The 20,069-nt window shown below is 57.9% G+C and carries 19 protein-coding genes; 6 read left to right on the top strand and 13 right to left on the bottom strand.

Translation table 11 applies throughout. From position 1 onward, the window contains the following. Positions 1 to 7 precede the first annotated feature (7 nt). A complete protein-coding gene (gene dsbD, locus ACTRWH_RS10785; protein WP_075196233.1) occupies positions 8 to 1,921 on the bottom strand; it encodes a protein-disulfide reductase DsbD in 1,914 nt (637 codons plus the stop codon). 150 nt (positions 1,922 to 2,071) lie between these two features. Between dsbD and ACTRWH_RS10780 the strand changes: the two genes are divergently transcribed. From ACTRWH_RS10780 to pdxB, 3 genes are read left to right on the top strand one after another with little or no spacing between them, the layout of a single operon-like run. Further along, positions 2,072 to 2,650: an elongation factor P hydroxylase gene (locus ACTRWH_RS10780; protein ID WP_041336666.1), complete on the top strand. Its 579-nt coding sequence runs from the start codon at positions 2,072 to 2,074 to the stop codon at positions 2,648 to 2,650. 6 nt (positions 2,651 to 2,656) lie between these two features. Further along, on the top strand, positions 2,657 to 3,943 hold the full coding sequence (locus ACTRWH_RS10775) for a DEAD/DEAH box helicase (RefSeq protein WP_041334245.1): 1,287 nt from the start codon (positions 2,657 to 2,659) through the stop codon (positions 3,941 to 3,943). Between the two features lie 19 nt (positions 3,944 to 3,962). Then, complete coding sequence (gene pdxB, locus ACTRWH_RS10770) at positions 3,963 to 5,117, top strand: 4-phosphoerythronate dehydrogenase PdxB (RefSeq protein WP_075196232.1); 1,155 nt, start codon at positions 3,963 to 3,965, stop codon at positions 5,115 to 5,117. Positions 5,118 to 5,147: 30 nt separating this feature from the next. Here pdxB and htpX read toward each other — a convergent pair whose 3' ends face one another. The 3 genes from htpX to ACTRWH_RS10755 form a co-directional block, all read right to left on the bottom strand. Beyond that, complete coding sequence (htpX, locus tag ACTRWH_RS10765; protein WP_091641347.1) at positions 5,148 to 6,029, bottom strand: protease HtpX; 882 nt, start codon at positions 6,027 to 6,029, stop codon at positions 5,148 to 5,150. A gap of 97 nt (positions 6,030 to 6,126) precedes the next feature. Next, positions 6,127 to 6,588, bottom strand: coding sequence for a hypothetical protein (locus ACTRWH_RS10760; protein ID WP_075196230.1), 462 nt, complete (start codon positions 6,586 to 6,588; stop codon positions 6,127 to 6,129). 10 nt (positions 6,589 to 6,598) lie between these two features. Continuing rightward, a complete protein-coding gene (locus ACTRWH_RS10755) occupies positions 6,599 to 7,813 on the bottom strand; it encodes a pyridoxal phosphate-dependent aminotransferase (RefSeq protein ID WP_036205287.1) in 1,215 nt (404 codons plus the stop codon). A gap of 240 nt (positions 7,814 to 8,053) precedes the next feature. Here ACTRWH_RS10755 and ACTRWH_RS10750 point away from each other — a divergent pair, with 240 nt between their 5' ends. Both ACTRWH_RS10750 and ACTRWH_RS10745 read left to right on the top strand, forming a co-directional pair. Next, positions 8,054 to 8,539 carry a glutathione peroxidase gene (locus ACTRWH_RS10750; RefSeq protein WP_075196229.1) on the top strand — a complete coding sequence of 162 codons (486 nt, stop codon included), beginning with the start codon at positions 8,054 to 8,056 and terminating at the stop codon, positions 8,537 to 8,539. 3 nt (positions 8,540 to 8,542) lie between these two features. Beyond that, positions 8,543 to 9,013 carry a transcriptional regulator, SarA/Rot family gene (locus ACTRWH_RS10745; RefSeq protein WP_462826395.1) on the top strand — a complete coding sequence of 157 codons (471 nt, stop codon included), beginning with the start codon at positions 8,543 to 8,545 and terminating at the stop codon, positions 9,011 to 9,013. On the opposite strand, the gene ACTRWH_RS10740 is transcribed toward ACTRWH_RS10745, so the two are convergent. Both ACTRWH_RS10740 and ACTRWH_RS10735 read right to left on the bottom strand, forming a co-directional pair. Continuing rightward, positions 8,973 to 11,243 carry a hybrid sensor histidine kinase/response regulator gene (locus ACTRWH_RS10740; protein ID WP_256713629.1) on the bottom strand — a complete coding sequence of 757 codons (2,271 nt, stop codon included), beginning with the start codon at positions 11,241 to 11,243 and terminating at the stop codon, positions 8,973 to 8,975. The genes ACTRWH_RS10745 and ACTRWH_RS10740 overlap by 41 nt on opposite strands. Positions 11,244 to 11,365: 122 nt before the next feature. Then, positions 11,366 to 12,139, bottom strand: a complete 774-nt coding sequence (locus tag ACTRWH_RS10735; protein WP_041336667.1) for a hypothetical protein — start codon at positions 12,137 to 12,139, stop codon at positions 11,366 to 11,368. A 232-nt stretch (positions 12,140 to 12,371) separates the two neighbouring features. On the opposite strand from ACTRWH_RS10735, the gene ACTRWH_RS10730 reads away from it, so the two are divergent. Beyond that, a complete protein-coding gene (locus tag ACTRWH_RS10730; RefSeq protein ID WP_085680205.1) occupies positions 12,372 to 13,382 on the top strand; it encodes a LysR family transcriptional regulator in 1,011 nt (336 codons plus the stop codon). Here ACTRWH_RS10730 and ACTRWH_RS10725 read toward each other — a convergent pair. The 7 genes from ACTRWH_RS10725 to ACTRWH_RS10695 all read right to left on the bottom strand — a co-directional run bounded on the left by ACTRWH_RS10725 (position 13,371) and on the right by ACTRWH_RS10695 (position 19,906). Beyond that, positions 13,371 to 14,336, bottom strand: coding sequence for a GNAT family N-acetyltransferase (locus ACTRWH_RS10725; RefSeq protein WP_041334251.1), 966 nt, complete (start codon positions 14,334 to 14,336; stop codon positions 13,371 to 13,373). The genes ACTRWH_RS10730 and ACTRWH_RS10725 overlap by 12 nt on opposite strands. A gap of 29 nt (positions 14,337 to 14,365) precedes the next feature. Next, positions 14,366 to 15,517: a cupin domain-containing protein gene (locus ACTRWH_RS10720; protein WP_075196226.1), complete on the bottom strand. Its 1,152-nt coding sequence runs from the start codon at positions 15,515 to 15,517 to the stop codon at positions 14,366 to 14,368. A 3-nt stretch (positions 15,518 to 15,520) separates the two neighbouring features. After that, the gene (gene purB, locus ACTRWH_RS10715; RefSeq protein WP_041334256.1) at positions 15,521 to 16,888 is read right to left on the bottom strand and encodes an adenylosuccinate lyase; all 1,368 of its coding nucleotides are present in this window, start codon (positions 16,886 to 16,888) and stop codon (positions 15,521 to 15,523) included. A gap of 80 nt (positions 16,889 to 16,968) precedes the next feature. Further along, complete coding sequence (gene hflD / locus ACTRWH_RS10710; protein WP_036205300.1) at positions 16,969 to 17,613, bottom strand: high frequency lysogenization protein HflD; 645 nt, start codon at positions 17,611 to 17,613, stop codon at positions 16,969 to 16,971. Then, the gene (gene mnmA / locus ACTRWH_RS10705) at positions 17,610 to 18,770 is read right to left on the bottom strand and encodes a tRNA 2-thiouridine(34) synthase MnmA (protein ID WP_075196225.1); all 1,161 of its coding nucleotides are present in this window, start codon (positions 18,768 to 18,770) and stop codon (positions 17,610 to 17,612) included. The genes hflD and mnmA overlap by 4 nt, the downstream gene beginning before the upstream one ends. A gap of 48 nt (positions 18,771 to 18,818) precedes the next feature. Beyond that, positions 18,819 to 19,268, bottom strand: a complete 450-nt coding sequence (locus tag ACTRWH_RS10700; RefSeq protein ID WP_041334261.1) for an NUDIX hydrolase — start codon at positions 19,266 to 19,268, stop codon at positions 18,819 to 18,821. Then, positions 19,265 to 19,906 carry a pseudouridine synthase gene (locus ACTRWH_RS10695; RefSeq protein WP_085681995.1) on the bottom strand — a complete coding sequence of 214 codons (642 nt, stop codon included), beginning with the start codon at positions 19,904 to 19,906 and terminating at the stop codon, positions 19,265 to 19,267. The genes ACTRWH_RS10700 and ACTRWH_RS10695 overlap by 4 nt, the downstream gene beginning before the upstream one ends. Positions 19,907 to 20,069: the final 163 nt, after the last annotated feature.

Below are 20,069 nucleotides of genomic sequence, written 5' to 3'. Positions count from 1 at the left end.
AAGGCTGTCAGGAGCCGCCCGACATGTCCAGTGCGTTCAGATGGCCGAGGAACTGTTCGCGGTCCATTTCGCCCAGTATCCGGGCGGTTTCCAGCTCAGCCCCATCGTTGCCATAGAACAGAATGGCTGGCGGGCCGAACAGCCCCAGTTCCTCAAGCAGTGCCTGCTGGGCGGGCGTGTTGTCCGTCATGTCCAGTTGCAGCAGTGTGTAGGGTGACAGCGCCTGGATCACAGAGTCATTGCTGAAAACGTTCCGCTCCATAACCTTGCAGGAGATACACCAGTCGGCGTAGAAGTCCAGCATGACCGGGGTGCCGTTTCGTTTGGCCTGGGCCAGTTGATTGCGAATATCGGCGGGCGATTCCAGGCGGAGGAACTGGGCGTGGGCCATCTGGGAGGCAGAGCCACCCGCAACCGCCGGGTTGGCTGCCGTGAACGGCGCTAATGGCTTCATTGGATCATTGGCGCCAGACACCGCGCCGGCCAAGAGCGCAATACCGTAGGCAAACATCACCAGGCCGAGGCCTTTGCGAGTGCGCTCCCAGCCAGCCTTTGCGGCATCGAAGGCTCCGAGCTGCACGCCAGTCACGGCAATCAGTAACCCCCAGAGTGTCAGCGCCAGCCAGGCTGGTACCAGCCGTTCCACCAACCAGATTGCAACCGCCAGCAGCATGACGCCGTAGAAGGCCTTAACCACGTTCATCCAGGGACCGGTGGAAGGCAACAGTTTGCGGCCACCCACCGCCACGAGTATCAGGGGAATGCCCATGCCGAGCCCAAGGGCGAACAGGGCAACGCCTCCAATGACGGCATCCTGGGTGGTACTGATGTAAAGCAGGCTGCCAGCAAGCGGTGCCGACACGCAGGGTGAAACGATCAGTGCTGACAGCGCGCCGATGCCGAAGATGCTGACCACGCGGCTGCCGGTCAGGCGATGGCTGGCATCGTTGAGCGGTTCCCGGATAAACCGGGGAAGCTGGATCTCAAACAGGTTGAACATGGAGAGGGCAAATACCACGAACAGTGCCGCGAAAACGCTCAGCACCCACGGCGACTGCAGGTGTGCCTGAAGGTTGAAACTGGCACCCAGTAACCCGGTAATCACACCCGCTGCGGCATAAGTCAGTGCCATACCCAGGACATAGCTGCCGGAAAGCAGCAGCGCGTGGGCGGTGGTGCTGGTGTTGCGACTGGACACCAGTGAGGAAATGATTGGCACCATGGGTAGGACGCAGGGTGTAAAGGTCAGCCCCAGCCCAAGTAGCAGAAACAGGGCCGCGATGACCAGGACAGACTGGTTGGCCAAAAAGCCGGCGAGCCCAGTCGCCGAGGATGTATCCGTGGGTGCATTTGTTGACGATGACTGGGCATTGCCTGATGACCCCGAAGAGCCGGACATGCCGGCAGGAACGGGGGCGTCGTTGCTTCCGGCGCTGGCGTAGTACAGCGCGTCACGGCTTTGCGGCGGGTAGCACAGGCCTGCCTTGGCACAGCCCTGGTAGGTAACCTGAAGCTCCGCCTCGCGGACGCCTTCCGGAAGATTGACCGGGACGCGTGCCTGAACCGGGTCGTAGAAGACCGTGACCTTGCCGAAGAACTCATCCTCCGTATCGGTACCTGTGTAGGAGAAATCAGGTTCACCCAGGGTGACGCCGTCTGTTTTGCTGCTTACCTGGATGCGGCCTTTATAGAGGTAGTGTTCAGGGGTGACGTCCCAGGACAGCACAATAGCGCCGGTATCGACGGTGTAATTGAACGGCAGGGCTTCGTCCACCGGAAGGAAATCGTTGCTGCCGCCGAACAGCGAATTGCCTGCCGCGGACGCGAACAGCGATACGGCGGACAGTGCCAGAAACACTAAAAAGCGGCTCAGCACCCGATGGAGAGCACTACTGCGTGAGGCTGTGTTGTTGCCGGTCATAGTCAATGGATTACCGTAGCTGGTTCTGGAAATATCTGCGTGGTCTCAGTGTCTGTTGAAACCCTGCATCCCAAGGTTGCAATGGACTCATTTGTCAGGCAAAAGTTCCCTCTGGTATTGAACGGTCTAAAGTCGCACAATAGCCGTCCCATGAAACACGATCCTGATGATCTTATCATGCTGTTCAGTGACCTGTTCCGGGAGGATTACCGGACCGTTCTGGTCAAGGGCAGCGATGAGCCTGAATACCTGCCCGCAACGGCGTCTGGCAGTTACGCACAGATTATCTTTGCTCACGGTTATTATGCCAGTGCTCTGCATGAAATCAGTCATTGGTGTATCGCCGGTGAGCACCGGCGCACACTTCGGGACTTTGGCTACTGGTACTGTCCCGATGGCCGCGACGAGGCGCAGCAGCAAGCCTTTGAAAAGGCTGAAATCAAGCCGCAGGCCCTGGAATGGCTGTTCTCTGCCGCATCGGGCACACGTTTCCACATCAGCGTCGACAATCTCTCCGGTTGCGGGGCATGGGATGAGAACGCCTTTCGCAGGAATGTGCGGGCGCAGGCAGATTATTACCTTGAGCACGGCATGCCGGCCCGCGCGGGCCTGTTTTTCGAGACGCTCAAGACATTTTACGGAACCGCGGCTGATTTTAACGAAGTCTGGAAGAAAGAGACCAGGCGCCTGATGCCCGACGATTCCGCCACAGACACTGAGGTAGATTGAAGCAACATGACATCTGACGCACCCGAAGCCGGCAAAACCTTCTTCAAGGATCTCAACCTTGACCAGCGAGTGCTCGATGCCATCACCGATATCGGTTTTGAGCATTGCACACCCATCCAGGCAGAGACTCTTCCGTTCACCCTGGCGTGCCAGGACCTGATCGGCCAGGCTCAAACTGGCACCGGTAAAACCGCCGCATTCCTGATCACTGCTATCCAGAGCATGCTGGAAACGCCGATTCCGAAAGAGGACCGGTTCGCCTCGGAACCCCGGGTTCTGGCCCTGGCGCCAACCCGTGAACTGGCCATGCAGATCGCCAAGGACGCCGAGCAACTATGCGGCTACACGGGCCATAATGTGGTCACCGTGGTGGGTGGTATGAACTACGATAAACAGCGCGATCAGCTCCAGAACGAGATCGTTGACATACTGGTGGCAACCCCGGGCCGGCTGATTGATTTCCTGGGCTCTCAGGACGTTTTTCTCGACCAGCTCGACATCCTGATTCTGGATGAAGCGGATCGGATGCTGGACATGGGCTTTATTCCTGATGTGAAGCGCATTATCCGCAAGTGCACGCCAAAGGAAGAGCGTCAGACCTTGCTGTTCAGCGCCACCTTTAACCAGGACGTCCTCAACCTCGCCTCGATGTGGACCAAAAGTGCGGAATTCGTCGAGATCGAACCGGAACAGAAGACCGCCGAGCGAGTTAAGCAGACTGTCTACCTGGTGGGCGAGGATGAAAAACTGCCGGTACTGGTCAACTATCTTCAGCGCCCCGAGGTGGAAAAAGCCATCGTCTTTGCGAACCGTCGTGACCAGTGTCGTGACCTGGATGAGGACCTTCGCAACCAGGGCGTAAAGGTCGCGCTGATGTCAGGGGAAATCGCCCAGAACAAGCGGCTGAAGACATTGGAACAGTTCAAGAATGGCAGCATTCAGGTGCTGGTTGCCACGGATGTCGCCGGTCGTGGTATCCACGTTGACGGTGTAACCCACGTATTCAACTATAATCTGCCGGACAACGCTGAGGATTACGTTCACCGTATCGGACGCACCGGTCGGGCAGGGAAGCACGGTGTCTCTGTCAGCTTTGCCAGTGAGGACGATGCCTTTTCACTGCCGGCTATCGAGTCCTACATCAGCCAGAAACTGACCACGGCGGTGCCGGATGAAGCGCTGATGACCGAACTCGCCAAACCGCCGATCACTCGCAAGCGTGGTGGCCGGCGTCCCCAAGGCAACCGCAGCCAGGGTGGACGTGGCGGAAACCAGCGTCAACGCAGGAACTAACAGGTTGGGAAGCAGGATCATGCGGATAGTAGCGGACGAGAACATACCCTTACTGGAATCGTTTTTTGGCGATATCGGCGAGATACGACCAGTGTCCGGGCGCACGATGTCTGCTGCGGATGTTCAGAATGCGGATATCCTGCTGGTGCGTTCAGTCACTCGGGTCAATCAGGCGTTGCTTGAAGGAAGCCGGGTCCGCTTCGTTGGAACCTGTACCATCGGTACCGACCATGTTGATCAGAAATGGCTTGAATCCAGTGGGATCGCGTTTTCGGCGGCGCCCGGCTGCAACGCCAACAGTGTGGTTGAGTACGTGCTGTCAGTGATCTCACTGCACGCGGAAAAGCGTGGCGTGGCGGATTGGTCAAAACTCAGTGTTGGTATCGTGGGTGCCGGCAATGTAGGTGGAGAGCTTGCACGCAAGCTGGACAGGCTCGGTTTCAATGTGCGCCTTTGTGACCCGCCACGGGCCGAAAGGGAAGGCGACGAAGGCGAGAAATTTGTCAGTCTTGACGAGGCCATGGCGTGCGACGTGGTAACACTGCACACGCCACTGACCCGCGAGGGAGAGCATGCAACGCTTCATATGTTCGGGCAGGAACGATTGTCTTCGTTGACTGAAGACCAGTTGCTGATCAATACCAGCCGGGGCGAAGTTATTGAAACCTCCTCCTTGCTGGCGCGTCTGGAAGCGCCAAACGCGCCTACAGTGGTACTGGATGTCTTTGAGCATGAGCCCCGGGTTAACGCTGAACTGGTGGAAAAAGTATGGCTTGTCACTCCCCATATCGCAGGCTATAGCCTGGAGGGCAAGGTGCAGGGTAGTGAGGTGGTGTACCAGGCGCTGAGTCGCTATATGGGACTGCCCGCCCGCAAGAAGGCTGGTCAGTTCCTGCCAGAACCAGCGTTGAGCAAACTCTCCTTTACCAGTGCTGCAGAAGAAATGGCGTCAGCCAATATTGCCATACGGTCCTGCTACGATCCGCGCCAGGATGACGCTCGCATGCGGCTGGCAATGGCGTTGCCGCCGGAGGATCGGGCGCAGGCCTTTGACCGGTTGCGCCGGGATTATCCGGTCCGGCGGGAGTTTTCCAGTTTGAAGATCCAGCTCAAGGGCACCAGTAAATCCATGCAGGATACTTTCCGGGCCCTTGGCTTCAAACTGAAGCTCTGACGTTCCTTCGAACGCGCCTGTTCGCGCCGATTACAGCTGCGCGCTCTTCAGAGCCTCGATCCGGCTGTCCAGCGGCGGGTGTGTCATGAACAGGGCGCTGATGCCCGCCCTTGCACCTCGATTGATGCCAAACGCCTGCAGGCTGTCGGGCATTTGATCAGGCACTTCGCTTTCCTGTTTCAGCCGCGCCAGGGCGTTGATCATGGCGCCACGGCCTGCCAGTTGCGCGCCAGCGATGTCGGCACGGTATTCCCGGCGACGCGAGAACCAGAACACAATGGTACTGGCAAGAATGCCCAGCACGATTTCCGCCACGATACTGACCACGAAGAAGCCGATACCATGCCCGCTTTCGTTCTTGAACACCACGCGGTCAACAAACGAGCCGATCACGCGGGACGCAAAAATCACGAACGTGTTCACCACACCCTGAATCAGCGCGAGGGTTACCATGTCGCCGTTGGCCACGTGGCCTATTTCGTGGCCCAGGACCGCACGAATTTCCTCCTTGTTAAAGCGGTGCAGCAGCCCCTCGCTGACGGCTACCAGCGAGTTGTTCTTGTTCCAACCGGTGGCAAAAGCATTGGATTGTGAAGCCGGGAAAATGGCGACTTCCGGCATACCGATGCCGGCATTTTCTGAAAGCTCGCGAACGGTGTCTACCAGCCAGCGCTCAGCCGGCGTACGCGGCGACTCGATCACCTTTGCCTTGGTGCTCCACTTAGCCACGGGCTTGGAAATCAGCAGCGATACAATGGCGCCGGCAAAGCCGAAGACCGCAGCGAAGGCAAGCAGCGAACCGTACTGGATACCGTTCTGGGCGAGATAGCTGTCAACACCCAGAAGTTTCAGGGTAAAACTGGCGACAAGAATGACGGCCAGGTTGGTGGCAAGAAACAGCAGAATACGCATCTTGAATCCCTTGTTGAATCGTCGGCCGCAGACCGCGGTTTGTGTCTGGGTATTTATATGTGGCCAGTGTGGCCATGTTCAACAGGTTTACGCCAATTTAATGATCGGACCGGTCGCAAAAGAACGTCGCCTGCATTACGCGGCTGATTTTTGCGGAGCTACCGCTTCGGAGGGCGTTGCGAAGCATGTGTATGTGCGTGGAAAAATCCTCGCGGATAGCCGGTGGCAGGTTCTGGCTGCTTTCAGAGTTGTTTTCTTCATGCAGATCTGGGCTGGCAGGCGAACTCAGGCGCACGAACGCCCGCTGGGTCAGAACGGCCTGGTCCAGGGCTTCCTGGCGGATGGTATCCACGTAGCGGAGCAGGCCTTCCTCAGCTAACCAGAGCAGGGTGCCGAAGCAGGCCATGTGCCGCTTGCTGTGGAGCCCGAACTCGTCTGGTTCGTCGGGGCCAGCAATGTCTTCCACAAACAGGTTCACCCGGCGGGGAAAGGCATTGTAGAGCTGAACCAGGGCGATTGCGGCGTCCTTGTAGAACTCTTCGATATGAATGTCCGCCATCAAGCCCCCTTCACAACTGGTAAGACGACAGGAAGTGTGCCAAACGCTTCATGGCATCCTCAAGGGCGTCCTCGCGGGGTAGGAAGACCACGCGCAGGTGTTGCTTGTCGTCGATGTTGAAGGCGGAACCCTGAACCAGGAGGATGCGCTCCTGCAGCAGCAGGTCCAGTACCAGCTTTTCGTCATTGACGATGGGGAAGCGCTTCGGGTCCAGCTTTGGAAACAGATATAGAGCGCCTTTGGGCTTCACACAGCTGACGCCTGGAATATCATTGAGCAGGTTCCAGGCGGTTTCCCGTTGTTCGAACAGGCGACCGCCCGGTGCCACCAGGTCTTCAATTGACTGGTAGCCCCCAAGTGCGGTCTGGATGGCCAGCTGTGCCGGTACGTTGGCACACAGGCGCATGTTGGAGAGCATTTCGATGCCCTCGATCAGGTCCCGCGCGCGGTGTTTGGCGCCGCTGATAATCATCCAGCCGGAACGGTAACCGGCGGCACGATAGTTCTTGGACAGGCCGTTATAGGTAAAGAACAGCACGTCATCCGCCAGTGACGCGGTGGGGACGTGTTCAGTACCGTCGTACAGGATTTTGTCGTAGATCTCATCTGACAGCACGATCAGGTTGTGCTGCCGCGCCAGTTCCACCACCTGTTCCAGCAATTCGCGGGAGTACACGGCGCCGGTGGGGTTGTTGGGGTTGATAAGCACGATAGCCCGGGTGCGGCGGGTGATTTTTTTGCGGATATCGTCGATATCCGGGAACCAGTCCTGTTGCTCGTCGCATCGGTAGTGAACCGGCTTGCCACTGGACAGGGTCACGGCGGCCGTCCAGAGCGGATAGTCAGGGGCCGGGATCAGAACCTCGTCGCCGGTATTGAGCATGGCCTGCATGGACATCACGATCATTTCGCTGACGCCGTTGCCCAGGTAGATATCGTCGATATCCACCTTGTCGATGCCACGTTGCTGGCAATAGTGCATCACCGCCTTACGCGCAGAGAACAACCCCTTTGATTCCACATACCCCTGGGCCAGGGGCATGTTGTGAATAACGTCCTGCTGGATTTCCTCGGGAACGTCCAGTTCGAAAGCCGCTGGGTTGCCGATATTGAGCTTGAGAACCCGGTGGCCCTCTTCCTCCAGCCGACGGGCTTCACGCAGAACCACGCCACGTATCTCGTAACACACGTTATCCAGTTTGGCGGATTTGAGATAGTTCTGCATAAGCCCGGTATTTCCTTAGATCGGTAAGATGACAAGTGCCATGTTTCAAAGACAAGCCTGTATTCTAGCGGAGCAACGGCCGGCGGCAACAGGCCAATTGTGATGAATTGTGGCACAAATGCGGAGATTTAACGCCCAAAGCTCACAGATTCCATGAACTGAGCGTGGCAACCGTGACGGAATCAGTTGTAAATAGGGTTGTGCAAAATATAATAGCGAAAAATACAAGGGAGGAATGTAATGAGCACCCAAAGCATCTACGACTTTAACGCGGCCGATATTCGCGGTGAGGAGCATTCCCTGGATGAGTTCCGTGGCAAAGTTCTGTTGATCGTAAACACGGCTAGCAAATGCGGTTTCACTCCCCAGTTTGAGGGTTTGCAGTCCCTGTACGTCGAGCTGAAAGAAAAAGGCCTCGAAGTGCTCGGTTTCCCCTGCAACCAGTTCCGGAATCAGGACCCGGCGGACGACAAGGCCATCAGCGAATTCTGTAGCCTTAACTACGGCGTGGACTTTCCCATGTTCGCAAAGATTGACGTCAACGGCCCTAATGCCCACCCGCTGTTTGAGTACCTGAAGCACAGTGCCAAGGGGCTGTTGGGATCGGAAGCTGTAAAATGGAACTTCACCAAGTTCCTGGTGAATCGTGAGGGTGAGGTGGTGCGTCGTTACCCGCCGACCACCAAGCCGTCTGCCATTCGCGCCGACATTGAAGCGTTACTGTGAACCATGACTGACGAAGACGACGTCCTGGCGCTGGATAATCAGCTCTGTTTTGCCCTCTACGCCGCCAACCGGGCAATAACCGCCCGCTATCGTCCGCTGCTGGCGGAACTGAATCTGACCTATCCGCAGTATCTGGTCATGTTGGTGTTGTGGGAAGCCGGGGAGAACGGACAGACGGTCAGGGTGTCTGACCTGGGTAAACGACTGCGCCTGGATTCCGGAACCCTGACGCCGCTGCTCAAACGTCTGGCTGAGCGTGATCTGGTCACCCGTTTGCGGGATACCACCGATGAGCGAGTGGTTACGGTCGCCCCCACTGAGAAGGGCAGTGCCATGCACCAGCAGGCTCGGGACATTCCCGGCCGCCTGCTGTGTGGTACGGGCATTGATCAGGAGCGCATTGTGGAATTGAGGGAAGAGCTGCGATCTGTCCTCAGTCTTCTGGAGGCTGGGGAGGCGCCCAGCGGTCAATAATGGATTTCAGGTCGGCACGATTGTAAGGTTTGGTGATGTAGTCATTCATGCCGGACTCGAGGCAGTCGTCCCGGTCTCCCTGCATGACGTTGGCGGTGACCGCGATCACTGGCAGATCCTGCCACTCAGGGTTTTCACGAATATTGCGGGTGGCCTCATAGCCGTCCATCACCGGCATCTGGCAATCCATCAGTACAATATCGAATCTCCTTTCGCTTTGCTGCAAGGCTTCCAGTGCCTGCTTGCCGTTTTCGGCCAGGGTGACAGTGTGGCCCAGCTTTTTCAGCATGCTGCTGGCGACCACCTGATTAACCTGATTGTCTTCGACCAGAAGAAGATTCAGCGTGCGTGACACGCCAGCCGGGGTTTCGATGATTCTTGCCCTGTCCCCGGTGTCCAGCCCAGCTGCCCTGCACAGTGTTCGGTACAACTGCTCACGTCTGAGTGGCATCGACAGTATCTGACGATCTTTGGTGGGATGGGCGGAGCCGTCCCGGTCCACCAGAATAATGCCGGTGCCGGACCAGGACGATGCCAGTTGTGCCGCGGTCTCGTCGCTTTCGTTGGCGGCGATCATCAGAATTCCCTCTCCGTCGGGTGCCGCCTCGCGCAGTGGAATGCCCCAGGCTCTCAGTTGATGCTCGATGGGCGTGCGGTGCGGATAGTCCCGGGGCATCCCGATATCGACGCCTACCTGCTGAAGTAGGCCTGGAATAGCCGGCATCGACGGTTGGCTCTCCTGCTCATCGTGAACCGGCAGGGGCAGGTTCACGGTGAAGTGCGTGCCTTCGTGCTCCTCGGAATCTACCAGGATCTGGCCATGCATCCGCTCCACCAGTTGACGACACAGTGTCAGGCCCAGACCAGTGCCGCCATAGAGCCGGGTAGTGTCACTGTCAGCCTGTGAGAAGGGTGAGAATATCCTGTGCAGCCCTTCCTTGGACATGCCGATACCGGTGTCGACAACGTCAATGCGTACGTTGCCGTTGTAGCGGGTGGCGTGGATGCGGACGAAGCCTTGCTCGGTGAATTTAATAGCGTTACTGAGCAGGTTGTTCAGGATCTGCCGAGTTCGGGTGGGATCGCCAAGAAAGCTTTCGGGCAGGTCACAGTCGATGTCCGCCACAACGTCAATATTCTTGCGCCTGGCTTGTTGGGCATGCAGTGTCGCACATTCTTCCACCAGGTTGCGGAGTGAAAACGGGATGTTCTCCAGGCTCAATTTCCCGGCTTCGACCTTGGAGATGTCCAGGATGTCGTTTAACAGACCGAGCAAGCTCTGGCCGGCATTGAGCGCAATTTCCAACCGGTTTCGTTGTGCCTGTTCCATGTCGCCTTCCAGCGCCAGGCCCAACATCCCCAGAACACCGTTGAGTGGTGTGCGTATCTCATGGCTCATGCTGGCGAGGAAATTGGCACGGGCCCTGGCACGGCGTACAGCGTCCTCTTTGGCGCGAACCAGGGCGCGGTTGCCTCGCTGCAAGGCATCGTTCTTCTCGGAAATTTCCCGAGTGCGGTCTTCCACCTCCTGTTCCAGCTGGCTGGAGTAGTTCTTCATCGCACTTTCGGCCATCCTGAGCTGTGCGAGGCTGGAATCGATGGTTTCCAGATGCTGGTTGATGACACCCACCATCAGCCCGATCTCATCTTCACGATGATTCTCCGGCACAGGAAGCCGGACCTTCTCAGGCGTTTCAGCTTTGACCCGGCTCAGAGCACCGATGACGTTCAGCATGGGCCGGGTCAGCACAAAGAAGAAAATGAACAGCAGTGCAGCAGTCAGCACCAGGCTTTTCAGCAGGCCGCTGATGACGGTATAGCCCGCGCGTTGGAGGAACAGCAGGCCGTAGTGGTAGGTGTCGATGGTGACCGTGAGGCTCCCGAGGGAGAGGTCACTCAGCTGCGGTACCACCAGTTCCTGACTGAATACGCGGCTGTCACCAAAGAGCAGGTCGCTGATCCACCGATAGCGCGAATCCGGGCTGCTTTGGCTCGCCGCAGCCATGGTTTGGCCATTGTTATCGATAATACGGGCGTCGATGGTTGCGGGATGGCGAAGCAAGCCATCAAGAAGCTCTTCCGCAAGCCGGATGTCGATGTTGTAGGCGATCTGCGAAGCGGGGCTGTGACTGATTTCGATGAGCGCACGGATCTCCTGCTCCATGGAGTCCCTGGCGCTGAAATAATCGAGAGTGACCTGGACAATGTTGAGCACAAGGCCCAATACCATTGCGATTAAAACGGTGTCACGGGTCAGGCGATAGGATAGCCGCTTTTGGAATGCAGTTGTCACGGCGTTTCACGGTCCCTGTTGTAACGTTTCGGTGGTTTTCGCGGGGCGCCAGTTGGCGCCTAGTCGTCGTAGTCGGCTTTCTTGCGCCACTCATCGTCGTGGAGGAACGTATCCCATTCCTTGTCCAGGCTTGACTGGCCCGCGGCCGCGGCACTGTGTTCTTCGTCCCCCTTGATGGCTTCCAGTTCCTTGATGCGGGTACGGAAACTTTTCACGGCTTTCATGGCCATCGGGTTGTCCCTGGACTTGCCCATTTCGGTACTGGCCAGATGATAGGCGTGAATGGCCTTTCGAATCTGGTTCTGCTTCACATAATCGCGTGCCTGGAACACATGCAGGTCGGCGTGGGTCTTGTGCACCAGGAACAACACGAACTTCAGGTTTTTCTTGGCGGTGGCGCTATCAATCTTGCCGGCCTTGTGCATGCCCTCGATCATCTTGAACAGATTTTGCAGCAGCTCCTGGACATAGGTGGACTTTTCGGGGGAGTCGATCTTGATCGGAGTGCGCTTGTCTTCGCCGTCCATTACGGACTTTTTCAGCTGTTGTACAGCACTCAGTCGTTCTTCAACGGGCTGATCAGATTTCAGGGCCTGGAGGTCTTTGCAAGACTCCTCCATCCGCTTGATCAATAGCAGTTTCAAATCTGCAGTGAAATACTGGCCCGGGATTTCGGAGAGCAGGCGGCCGGCTCTTTTGTAGCTGTCTTCCAGAGCCGTTGTTTTACGAATACGCTCGATACGTGCGCGCTCTCGCATCTGACTGGCCACAATAATAATGATCGAAACGGTAACGACAGCCGCCAGTAGCAGCACAATCATTGTGGTATCCATCTTGTTGCAAACACTCCGGCTGAATGGACAGGCCACTGGCAGCTCCGGCCACAGAAAAAATCCGGAGAAATCCAGCAAGTATACGGAAGATTAGCAGAAAACCCCGGATGATTCCGTTCTGAAATGTGAAAGATTGCAGCTTCATATCAATCCGATGAATTGATACCCTGTTGACCATTATTCTAGTGAATAAAAGCCGTTTTTACGTGTTACTTCCGATAGGGGCCACGTCATGGACATTTCCCGGGTAGACCTCAATCTGCTTGTTTATCTCGATGTACTGTTGAGGGAGCGGAACGTCACCAAAGCCGCCAATCATCTTGGGATTACCCAGCCCGCGATGAGCAACGGCCTGCGCCGACTGCGGGACCTGTTCGGAGACCCGCTGCTGGTTCGTACCAGTGAGGGGATGACCGCAACCGAGCGTGCCACTGAGCTACAGCCACTGGTGCGGAGCATTCTGTCCGATATTGAGCAGGCGGTTCATGAGAAAACCGCGTTCGCGGCTATGGAAAGTCAGCGCGTGTTTCGGATCATGGCCAGTGACTACGCGGAATCCTGCCTGATGCCACGGGTACTTCGCCGGATTCGTCAGGAAGCGCCTCATGTGACTCTGGATGTTCTTACCCCCAGTGACGTGAGCTTCCTCGACGTGGAGCAGGGGCGCCTCGATATGGCGATCAACCGTTTTGACAAGATCCCCCAGTCGTTCCACCAGAAAACTCTGTGGACGGAGCACTTTGCCTGCCTGATGAACGCACGTAACCCGATACTCAAGGAGCCGTTTACCCTCGATACCTACCTGGACGCCAGTCATATCTGGGTCAGCAAGACCGGGTTTGGTGTCGGGGTGGGGGTGAACCCGAAAGACGTCCAGCGCCTGGGGTGGGTGGACGAGGCCTTGTCACTGATGGGCCGAAAACGCCAGATTTCCGTGTTTACGCGGCATTACCAGGTGGCGATGCTGCTGGCGGAGCAGCACGACCTGATCGCCACGCTGCCATGCCGGGCGGCCTGGTTGCAGAAAGACAACGCCAACCTGGTGGTTAAAGTGCCACCGTTCGAGATACCGCCGTTCGAGCTCAAAATGGCCTGGAGCCCGCTGTTGCAACACAACACGGATCACCAGTGGTTACGTAAGCTGATTGCCGAAGTGGCGGAAGAGGTAGACGCGGAATTTGCCCCGTTCGGAGCACAGTTTGAATCCACCGGGGTGCCCGGTATCCGCCACTCAGAGCGGTAGTTCTCGCAGTTCCAGAGAACTCCTTCCTGCATCCCACATGCGCTGGAACGACTCAGCGAGAAGTTTTACCCGGCCGCTGTTTGCAAACGTTGCAAAGCCTTCCGGCTTGTAGAAGTCATGCCGGTAAACCACGCCCTCGCGGTCCGCGAGCAGGAAGGGCTGGTCGTCCACCGGATAATCCTCGTTCACCAGCCTCAGTTCAATCCGGCTGGGCAGGCGGCGCATCAATTCAACAATCTGGTGACGGCGTTGGACCAGCGGCTTGTCATCGTGAATCAGAAGCCGCACGTCACTGAGCCGATGTCGACGGGCCAGGCCGGATATCAGTTCCCGGAAGCGCAGGCGGTCATAGAGATCATGGTCCAGCACCCGGTCATACAGCCAGATCCGCTGACGCGCCTGGCCAGTCAGGGAGTCGATCAAATCTACCATGGTGCTCTCGCGGTCAAACAGCCAGGCGTCCCGATCTTCACCCAACAACATGGGATTCTCACGGGTTGAATAGGCGTCGTTCACCAGCTTCGGAGCGAGGCAGCGCATGTCGACATGGGGGATTCCGGCGTCGTCGTAGAGGTCGGAACACACGTGAAAGCCCGAGCGTTGGTAGAAGGGGATGGCGTGTTCCTGGGCGGAAAGTTGCAGCTCGGTGAAACGCTCTGCGGCTTCGGAGACAAGATGGCGTAGCAGGACTTCACCCAGACCCTTGCCCCGGTGTGCCGGAAGAATAGCCATGCGGCCGATGTGTGCCGTTTCCTCCAACGTGGAGAACAGGCGGGCGACGCCAACGGGGGTGTTGTCGGGTAATACCATCAGGTAGTGGTCGGCAATTTCGTCGGTGTCGTCCCACTCCAGTTCCGGTGGGACTTTTTGCTCGTCCACGAATACGGACTGGCGGATGTTCCGGACATCGGCCGGCGCCAGTTGCCAGCTGTATTTTCGAACCCGTACGTTCATGCTGCCTTCACCCAGGTTTCAGTCAGATGTCAGTCAAAGTACAGAGAGCCCTGGTTGACGAGTGTGCTCAGAAGACCCTGTATGGCATCGTCACCGGCAAAGCTGGCCAGTGCGCCCATGTCCGGGCGAGCGCTGGCACAAAGAAGGGGTGCCAGGGGCCGTGCGTCGCCCCGAAGCAGGAACTGCTCACCGTCCACGAACAGGGCGGTTTCGTCCTCGAAGTCATGGTAGGCGAAACGTGAGCCCTCGTTCCAGCGCAATGGGTTGCCGGCCGCAATCAACTCGCCCAGCAACTCTGGTGTGACCGGTTCTTCCGCGGGCACAACGATTTCCAGACTCTTGGGTGCCGTTGAGTACTGGCCGAACCAGAGTGCCAACTGGCGTTGATCACTGAGTTGGTCGCGGATGAGGCGGTCAAGCCGATGGATAACGTCGGGCTTGATGGCGCCGGGGTTGTCCTGGACCTTCAGGTCCGGATCATCCAGGTGTTCAGAGGCATCGGAGCGGCTGCACAGGAAGTCGGTGAAGCCTGTCAGTACATCGTCGACCGTAGGCGCGCGGAACCCGATAGACAGGGTGATGCAGTCGTCCTCGGCGACCCCGTGGTGGCCAACGCCCGGCGGCAGGTACAGCATGTCTCCCGGTGCCAGGGTTACCGTTTCCTCGCCGTCCCAACTGCTCAGGATTCGTAGCGGCGTACCGTCCACGCGCGGCGAGGTGTGGTCACAATGGCCGCCAAAGGTCCAACGACGGTGCCCCTCGGCTTGCAGAAGGAAGACATCGTACTGATCGTAGTGGGGGCCTACGCTGCCACCTTTTGGCGCGTAGCTGGCCATAATGTCATCCAGCCGCCAGTTGGGTACGAAGCGGAATTCGTCCAGCAGGTCCGCAAAGTCAGGAACCCAGTGGTCAAGACCCTGAACCAGGAGTGTCCAGTGGCTGTCTGGCAGTTTGCTGAAACGCTCGGGCTCGAAAGGGCCGTTGTGCAACTGCCAGGGTTTGCCGTTGTCGTCCTCGATCACAATCCGCGATTCAACAGCGTCCTCACAGGCCAGTCCTGCCAACTCGTCGGCCGAGACAGGGCACTCAAAGCCCGCAAAGGCCTGGCGGATGACCAGTGGTTTTTTTTGCCAGTAGTCCCGCAGGAATTCCTGGGCGGGCATTCCGCCGGGCAGTTGCATGGTTCAGATATCCCGTGCCTGTTGCGTGGCGTTGCCAATGTAAGAGCCGGGAGTGAGTTCCATCAGTTCCGCCTTGGCGGCATCGGGAATGTCCAGTGACTCCACAAAGGCCTTGATCACATCCGGTGTCATGGCTTTGCCACGGGTCAGCGCCTTCAACTTTTCGTAGGGCTTCTCGATGTTGTACCGGCGCATAACGGTCTGGATCGGCTCCGCCAGGACTTCCCAGGCGTGATCCAGGTCCTCGTCCAGGCGTGCCGGGTTGATTTCCAGCTTGCCCAGGCCTTTCAGGGAGGCCTCGTAGGCAATCAGGCTGTGTGCGAAACCCACGCCGAGGTTGCGCAGAACGGTTGAGTCGGTCAGGTCACGCTGCCAGCGGGAAATCGGCAGCTTGGCAGACAGGTGGCTGAACAGGGCGTTGGCAATGCCCAGGTTGCCTTCAGAGTTCTCGAAATCAATTGGATTGACCTTATGGGGCATGGTGGACGAGCCTACTTCGCCTTCCACGGTTTTCTGCTTGAAGTAGCCCAGGGAAATATAACCCCAGATATCCCGGTCCAGATCGATCAGAATGGTGTTGAATCGAGCAATGGCGTCGTAGAGCTCGGCGATGTAATCGTGGGGTTCAATCTGGGTGGTGTACGGGTTCCAGTCCAGGCCCAGGCTTTCAATGAATTCCTTGGCGTTCTGGGCCCAGTCGATTGATGGGTAGGCAGACAGGTGGGCATTGTAGTTGCCTACGGCCCCGTTGATCTTGCCCATCAACTCCACGGCGCGAATCTGTTTCACCTGCCGGCGTAAGCGGTGAACCACGTTGGCCAGTTCCTTGCCGACGGTGGAGGGCGAGGCCGTCTGGCCATGGGTGCGGGACAGCATGGGTTGTTCCGCGTGCTCATGGGCCAGCTCCGCCAGCCGGTCAACGATGCGCTCCATGGCCGGCAGCAGGCCGTGGTCCAGACCTTCGCGCAACATCAGGGCATGGGAGAGGTTGTTGATGTCCTCGGAGGTACAGGCAAAATGCACGAATTCAGTAACGGCGTGCAGTTCCGGAACCTCGGAGATCTTTTCCTTGATGAAGTATTCCACCGCCTTTACGTCATGGTTGGTGGTGCGTTCAATGCCCTTGATCCGTTCCGCGTCTGCCAGCTTGAACTCCGAGATCATGCGATCCAGAAACTGGTTGGCGTCGGCGGAGAAGGCAGGCACTTCGGTGATGCCGGGATGGGCCGCCAGTTTCTGCAGCCAGCGGAGCTCAACGGTCACGCGGTTCCTGATCAGGCCATATTCACTGAAAATGTCACGAAAAACGCTGACTTTACTGCCATAGCGTCCATCGACCGGGGAAATGGCGGTCAGGGCGTTGAGTTCCATCGAAAACCTCTCAAGTCATCAAAGATACGGTCAAAAGAAAAAACTGGGGGCGCATATGATACACCAGTGGTGGCCGGGATTCAGTCGTAAACCGAGCGGTTTGCCTTCTCCGCCAATTCCCGGGCGGTCATGATGACCTTGCGACGAGTGAAGATAAGCTGCCAGCGGCGGCCGCCGGTCTGGTGCCAAAGGACGGCGGAGCGAATACCAGCCAGTAACAGGGCACGTACTTTGGCCGCATTCTCCTCGCGTTGAAGAATCGTGGGCTCACCGCTGACCTGGATACGCTGGCGGAAGGTGCTGATGGTGTCCGTGTAAATCGACGCCACGTTGGCAATCAGGTTGCTGTGGCTGTAGCCGAAATGGCTTGCGGTGTGCCGGGCCTGGTCGATCCGGCTGCCGATTACATCCAGCATGTCGCTGTTTTGACGAAGCTTGGAAGAGAGGTTGATCAGGTTCAGGGCGTAACGCAGTACTTCAATGTCCTGCTGTTTGCTCTGTTGGCTCATTACGCTGGCGAGGGTGGAAAGGCCTTCACGCAGGTCCTTCAGTTCACCGCCGAACACATCCAGGGTCGTTTCAGGTTGCGTGGCGAACAGTGAGCGCAGGCAGGTTTCAAAGCTGGACTCCGCGCACTGGCCGGAATGGGCTATTTGCTGGACCAGAGCAGAGGCCTGGAAGACGCCCGCCAGAGCCAGGGTCTGGTCGTGTATCGATCGGCTCATGCGCCGGCTCCTTCCGCCTTGTTGTCAGTTCCTGTGGGCGTCTGCTCACCGTCCCGCCAGGTTTGTTCGATAACGCCGCCACCAAGGCAGACCTCGTCGCGGTAAAACACGACAGACTGACCCGGAGTGACGGCGCGCTGTGCGTCGTCAAAGACAACCCTGAACCCGTTGTCCAGGGCTGTTACCGTGCAGTCCTGGTCCGGTTGGCGGTAGCGGGTCTTGGCTTTGCAGCGGAACTCCGCAGCCGGAGCTTCGCCGGCAATCCAATCCACCGGTCCGCTGATCAGTCCGCGAGAAAACAGCAGGGGGTGATGCTTGCCCTGAACGGCAACCAGTACGTTGCGGGACAGGTCTTTTTCCGCGACGTACCAGGGCTCGTCGCCAAACTCACTCAAGCCACCAATGCCGAGGCCCTGACGCTGGCCAATGGTGTGGTACATCAGGCCCTGATGGCGGCCGATCACCTGGCCATCGGGGGTCTCGATATTTCCGGGCTGCGCGGGAATGTACTGTTTGAGGAAATCCCGGAATTTGCGTTCCCCGATAAAGCAGATACCGGTGGAGTCTTTCTTGTCGTGGGTGATAAAGCCCTGTTCGGCGGCAATGCGCCGTACTTCCGGTTTTTCAAGCTCGCCCACCGGAAAGAGCGTACGGGCAATACGTTCGCCAGAGACGGCGTGCAGGAAGTAGCTCTGGTCCTTGTTGGGGTCAAGGCCCTTGAGCAGTTCGGCTCCGCCACTGCCGTCGTTCAGAGGGCGCTGGCGGGTGTAGTGGCCGGTGGCAATGTAGTCAGCGCCCAGGGTAATGGCGTAATCGAGAAACGCCCGGAACTTCACTTCCTTGTTGCAGAGGATATCGGGATTCGGGGTCCGGCCAGCCTTGTATTCCGACAGGAAGTGCTCGAATACCCGATCCCAGTATTCCGCCGCAAAGCTGGCGGTGTGCAGCGTAATACCGATGGTTTCCGCCACCGCCTGAGCGTCCGCTAGGTCGGTCATGGCGGTGCAGTATTCGGTGCCGTCATCCTCGTCCCAGTTTTTCATGAACAGGCCTTCCACCTGGTAACCCTGGTCCTTCAGGAGCCAGGCTGCCACGGAAGAGTCTACGCCGCCGGACATGCCGACAATCACTCGGGTATTTTCAGGTGCTTTAGTCATGTCTGGGTCTGTCGGGTCAAAGGGGCGGATTCTAGCATTTAAGCCAGGTTACGTCTGCGGCTCGACAATGACATCCAGGGGAAAGCGGCGTCCGTTTCGGTAATCTTCTATGCATTGCATGACCAGAGGGCTCCGAAGTTTGTCGGCCTGTGAGCGGATTTCACCGGGTGTTAACCAGTGGGCAGCGATAATGCCGTCGTCCAGCTCATCGGTCACGCGGCCCAGGGCCCTGGCTGAGAAGCAAAACCGGTAGTAGGTAACGCCGTTGGCGGGGGCCTTGTAGGTATAGACGCCAAGAAAGTGTTCAGGGACCACCTCCCAGCCAGTCTCCTCCAGGGTTTCCCGCTGCGCTGCGTCAAGGATCCTTTCGCCTTCCTCTACGTGGCCCGCGGGCTGGTTGAGCACCACCTGACCATGGCTGAGTTCCTCAACCAGCAAAAAACGGCCATGGTCATCTTCAACAATAACGGCAACTGTGGCGTGGGGTGTCCAGGTCATGGGCGGGGTCGCCTCCGGGGTGCGTATTTGCGGGGTTTCGCCGCCTTCCGCGCCGCGGTTCCAGGCGGGGGCGAAGGCGCATGTACGGATGTTGCCCTGTATTCGCCGGGCGAAAGCCCGTCCAGGGTCCAGTCTCCAATACCATAGCGAACCAATCGTAGGGTAGGGAAGCCGACTGCCGCCGTCATGCGACGGACCTGCCGATTTTTACCTTCGGTGATGGTGATCTTCACCCAGCTCGTGGGGATCGATGCTCTGTAGCGTACTGGCGGGTTTCTGGGCCAGATCTCCGGCGGAGCCATCGTCGTAACTTCGGCTGGGCGAGTCTTACCGTCTTTGAGTTCCACGCCTTCGCGCAGTTTCTTCAGTGCCGTTTCGCTGATCTCGCCTTCAACCTGAACCCAATATGTCTTTGGCATTTTCAGCCGGGGAGAGGCAATTTGATGCTGCAGTTGCCCGTTGTCCGTTAGCAGCAAGAGACCTTCCGAATCATAGTCAAGCCGCCCGGCAGGGTAGACAGCGGGGATCTTGAGCCAGTCGGCAAGGGTGGCGCGGAGGGTGCCATCCGTGCCGCCTTTCTCGTCGGTGAACTGGCAAAGCACCCGGAACGGTTTGTTGAACAGAATCAGCGTTGCCATGGTGGCAAATGAACCTTGATTTAGGGAATCGAATTTGAACAGGCGCATTATGCCAGAAGTAGGGAGAGAGGGGGTTGGGGAGGAGGGCCCGGTCGCCCCATCTGGTTGCGGAACGACCGAACGTCCGGACACAGGCTAACTGGCCGGTCATTGTGGGCCGGTG

It is taken from the genome of Marinobacter sp. G5_S1_61_S3 (assembly GCF_054968585.1).
Note: the sequence above shows the minus strand (reverse complement) of the source record. Positions and strands in the feature narration are given on the sequence as shown.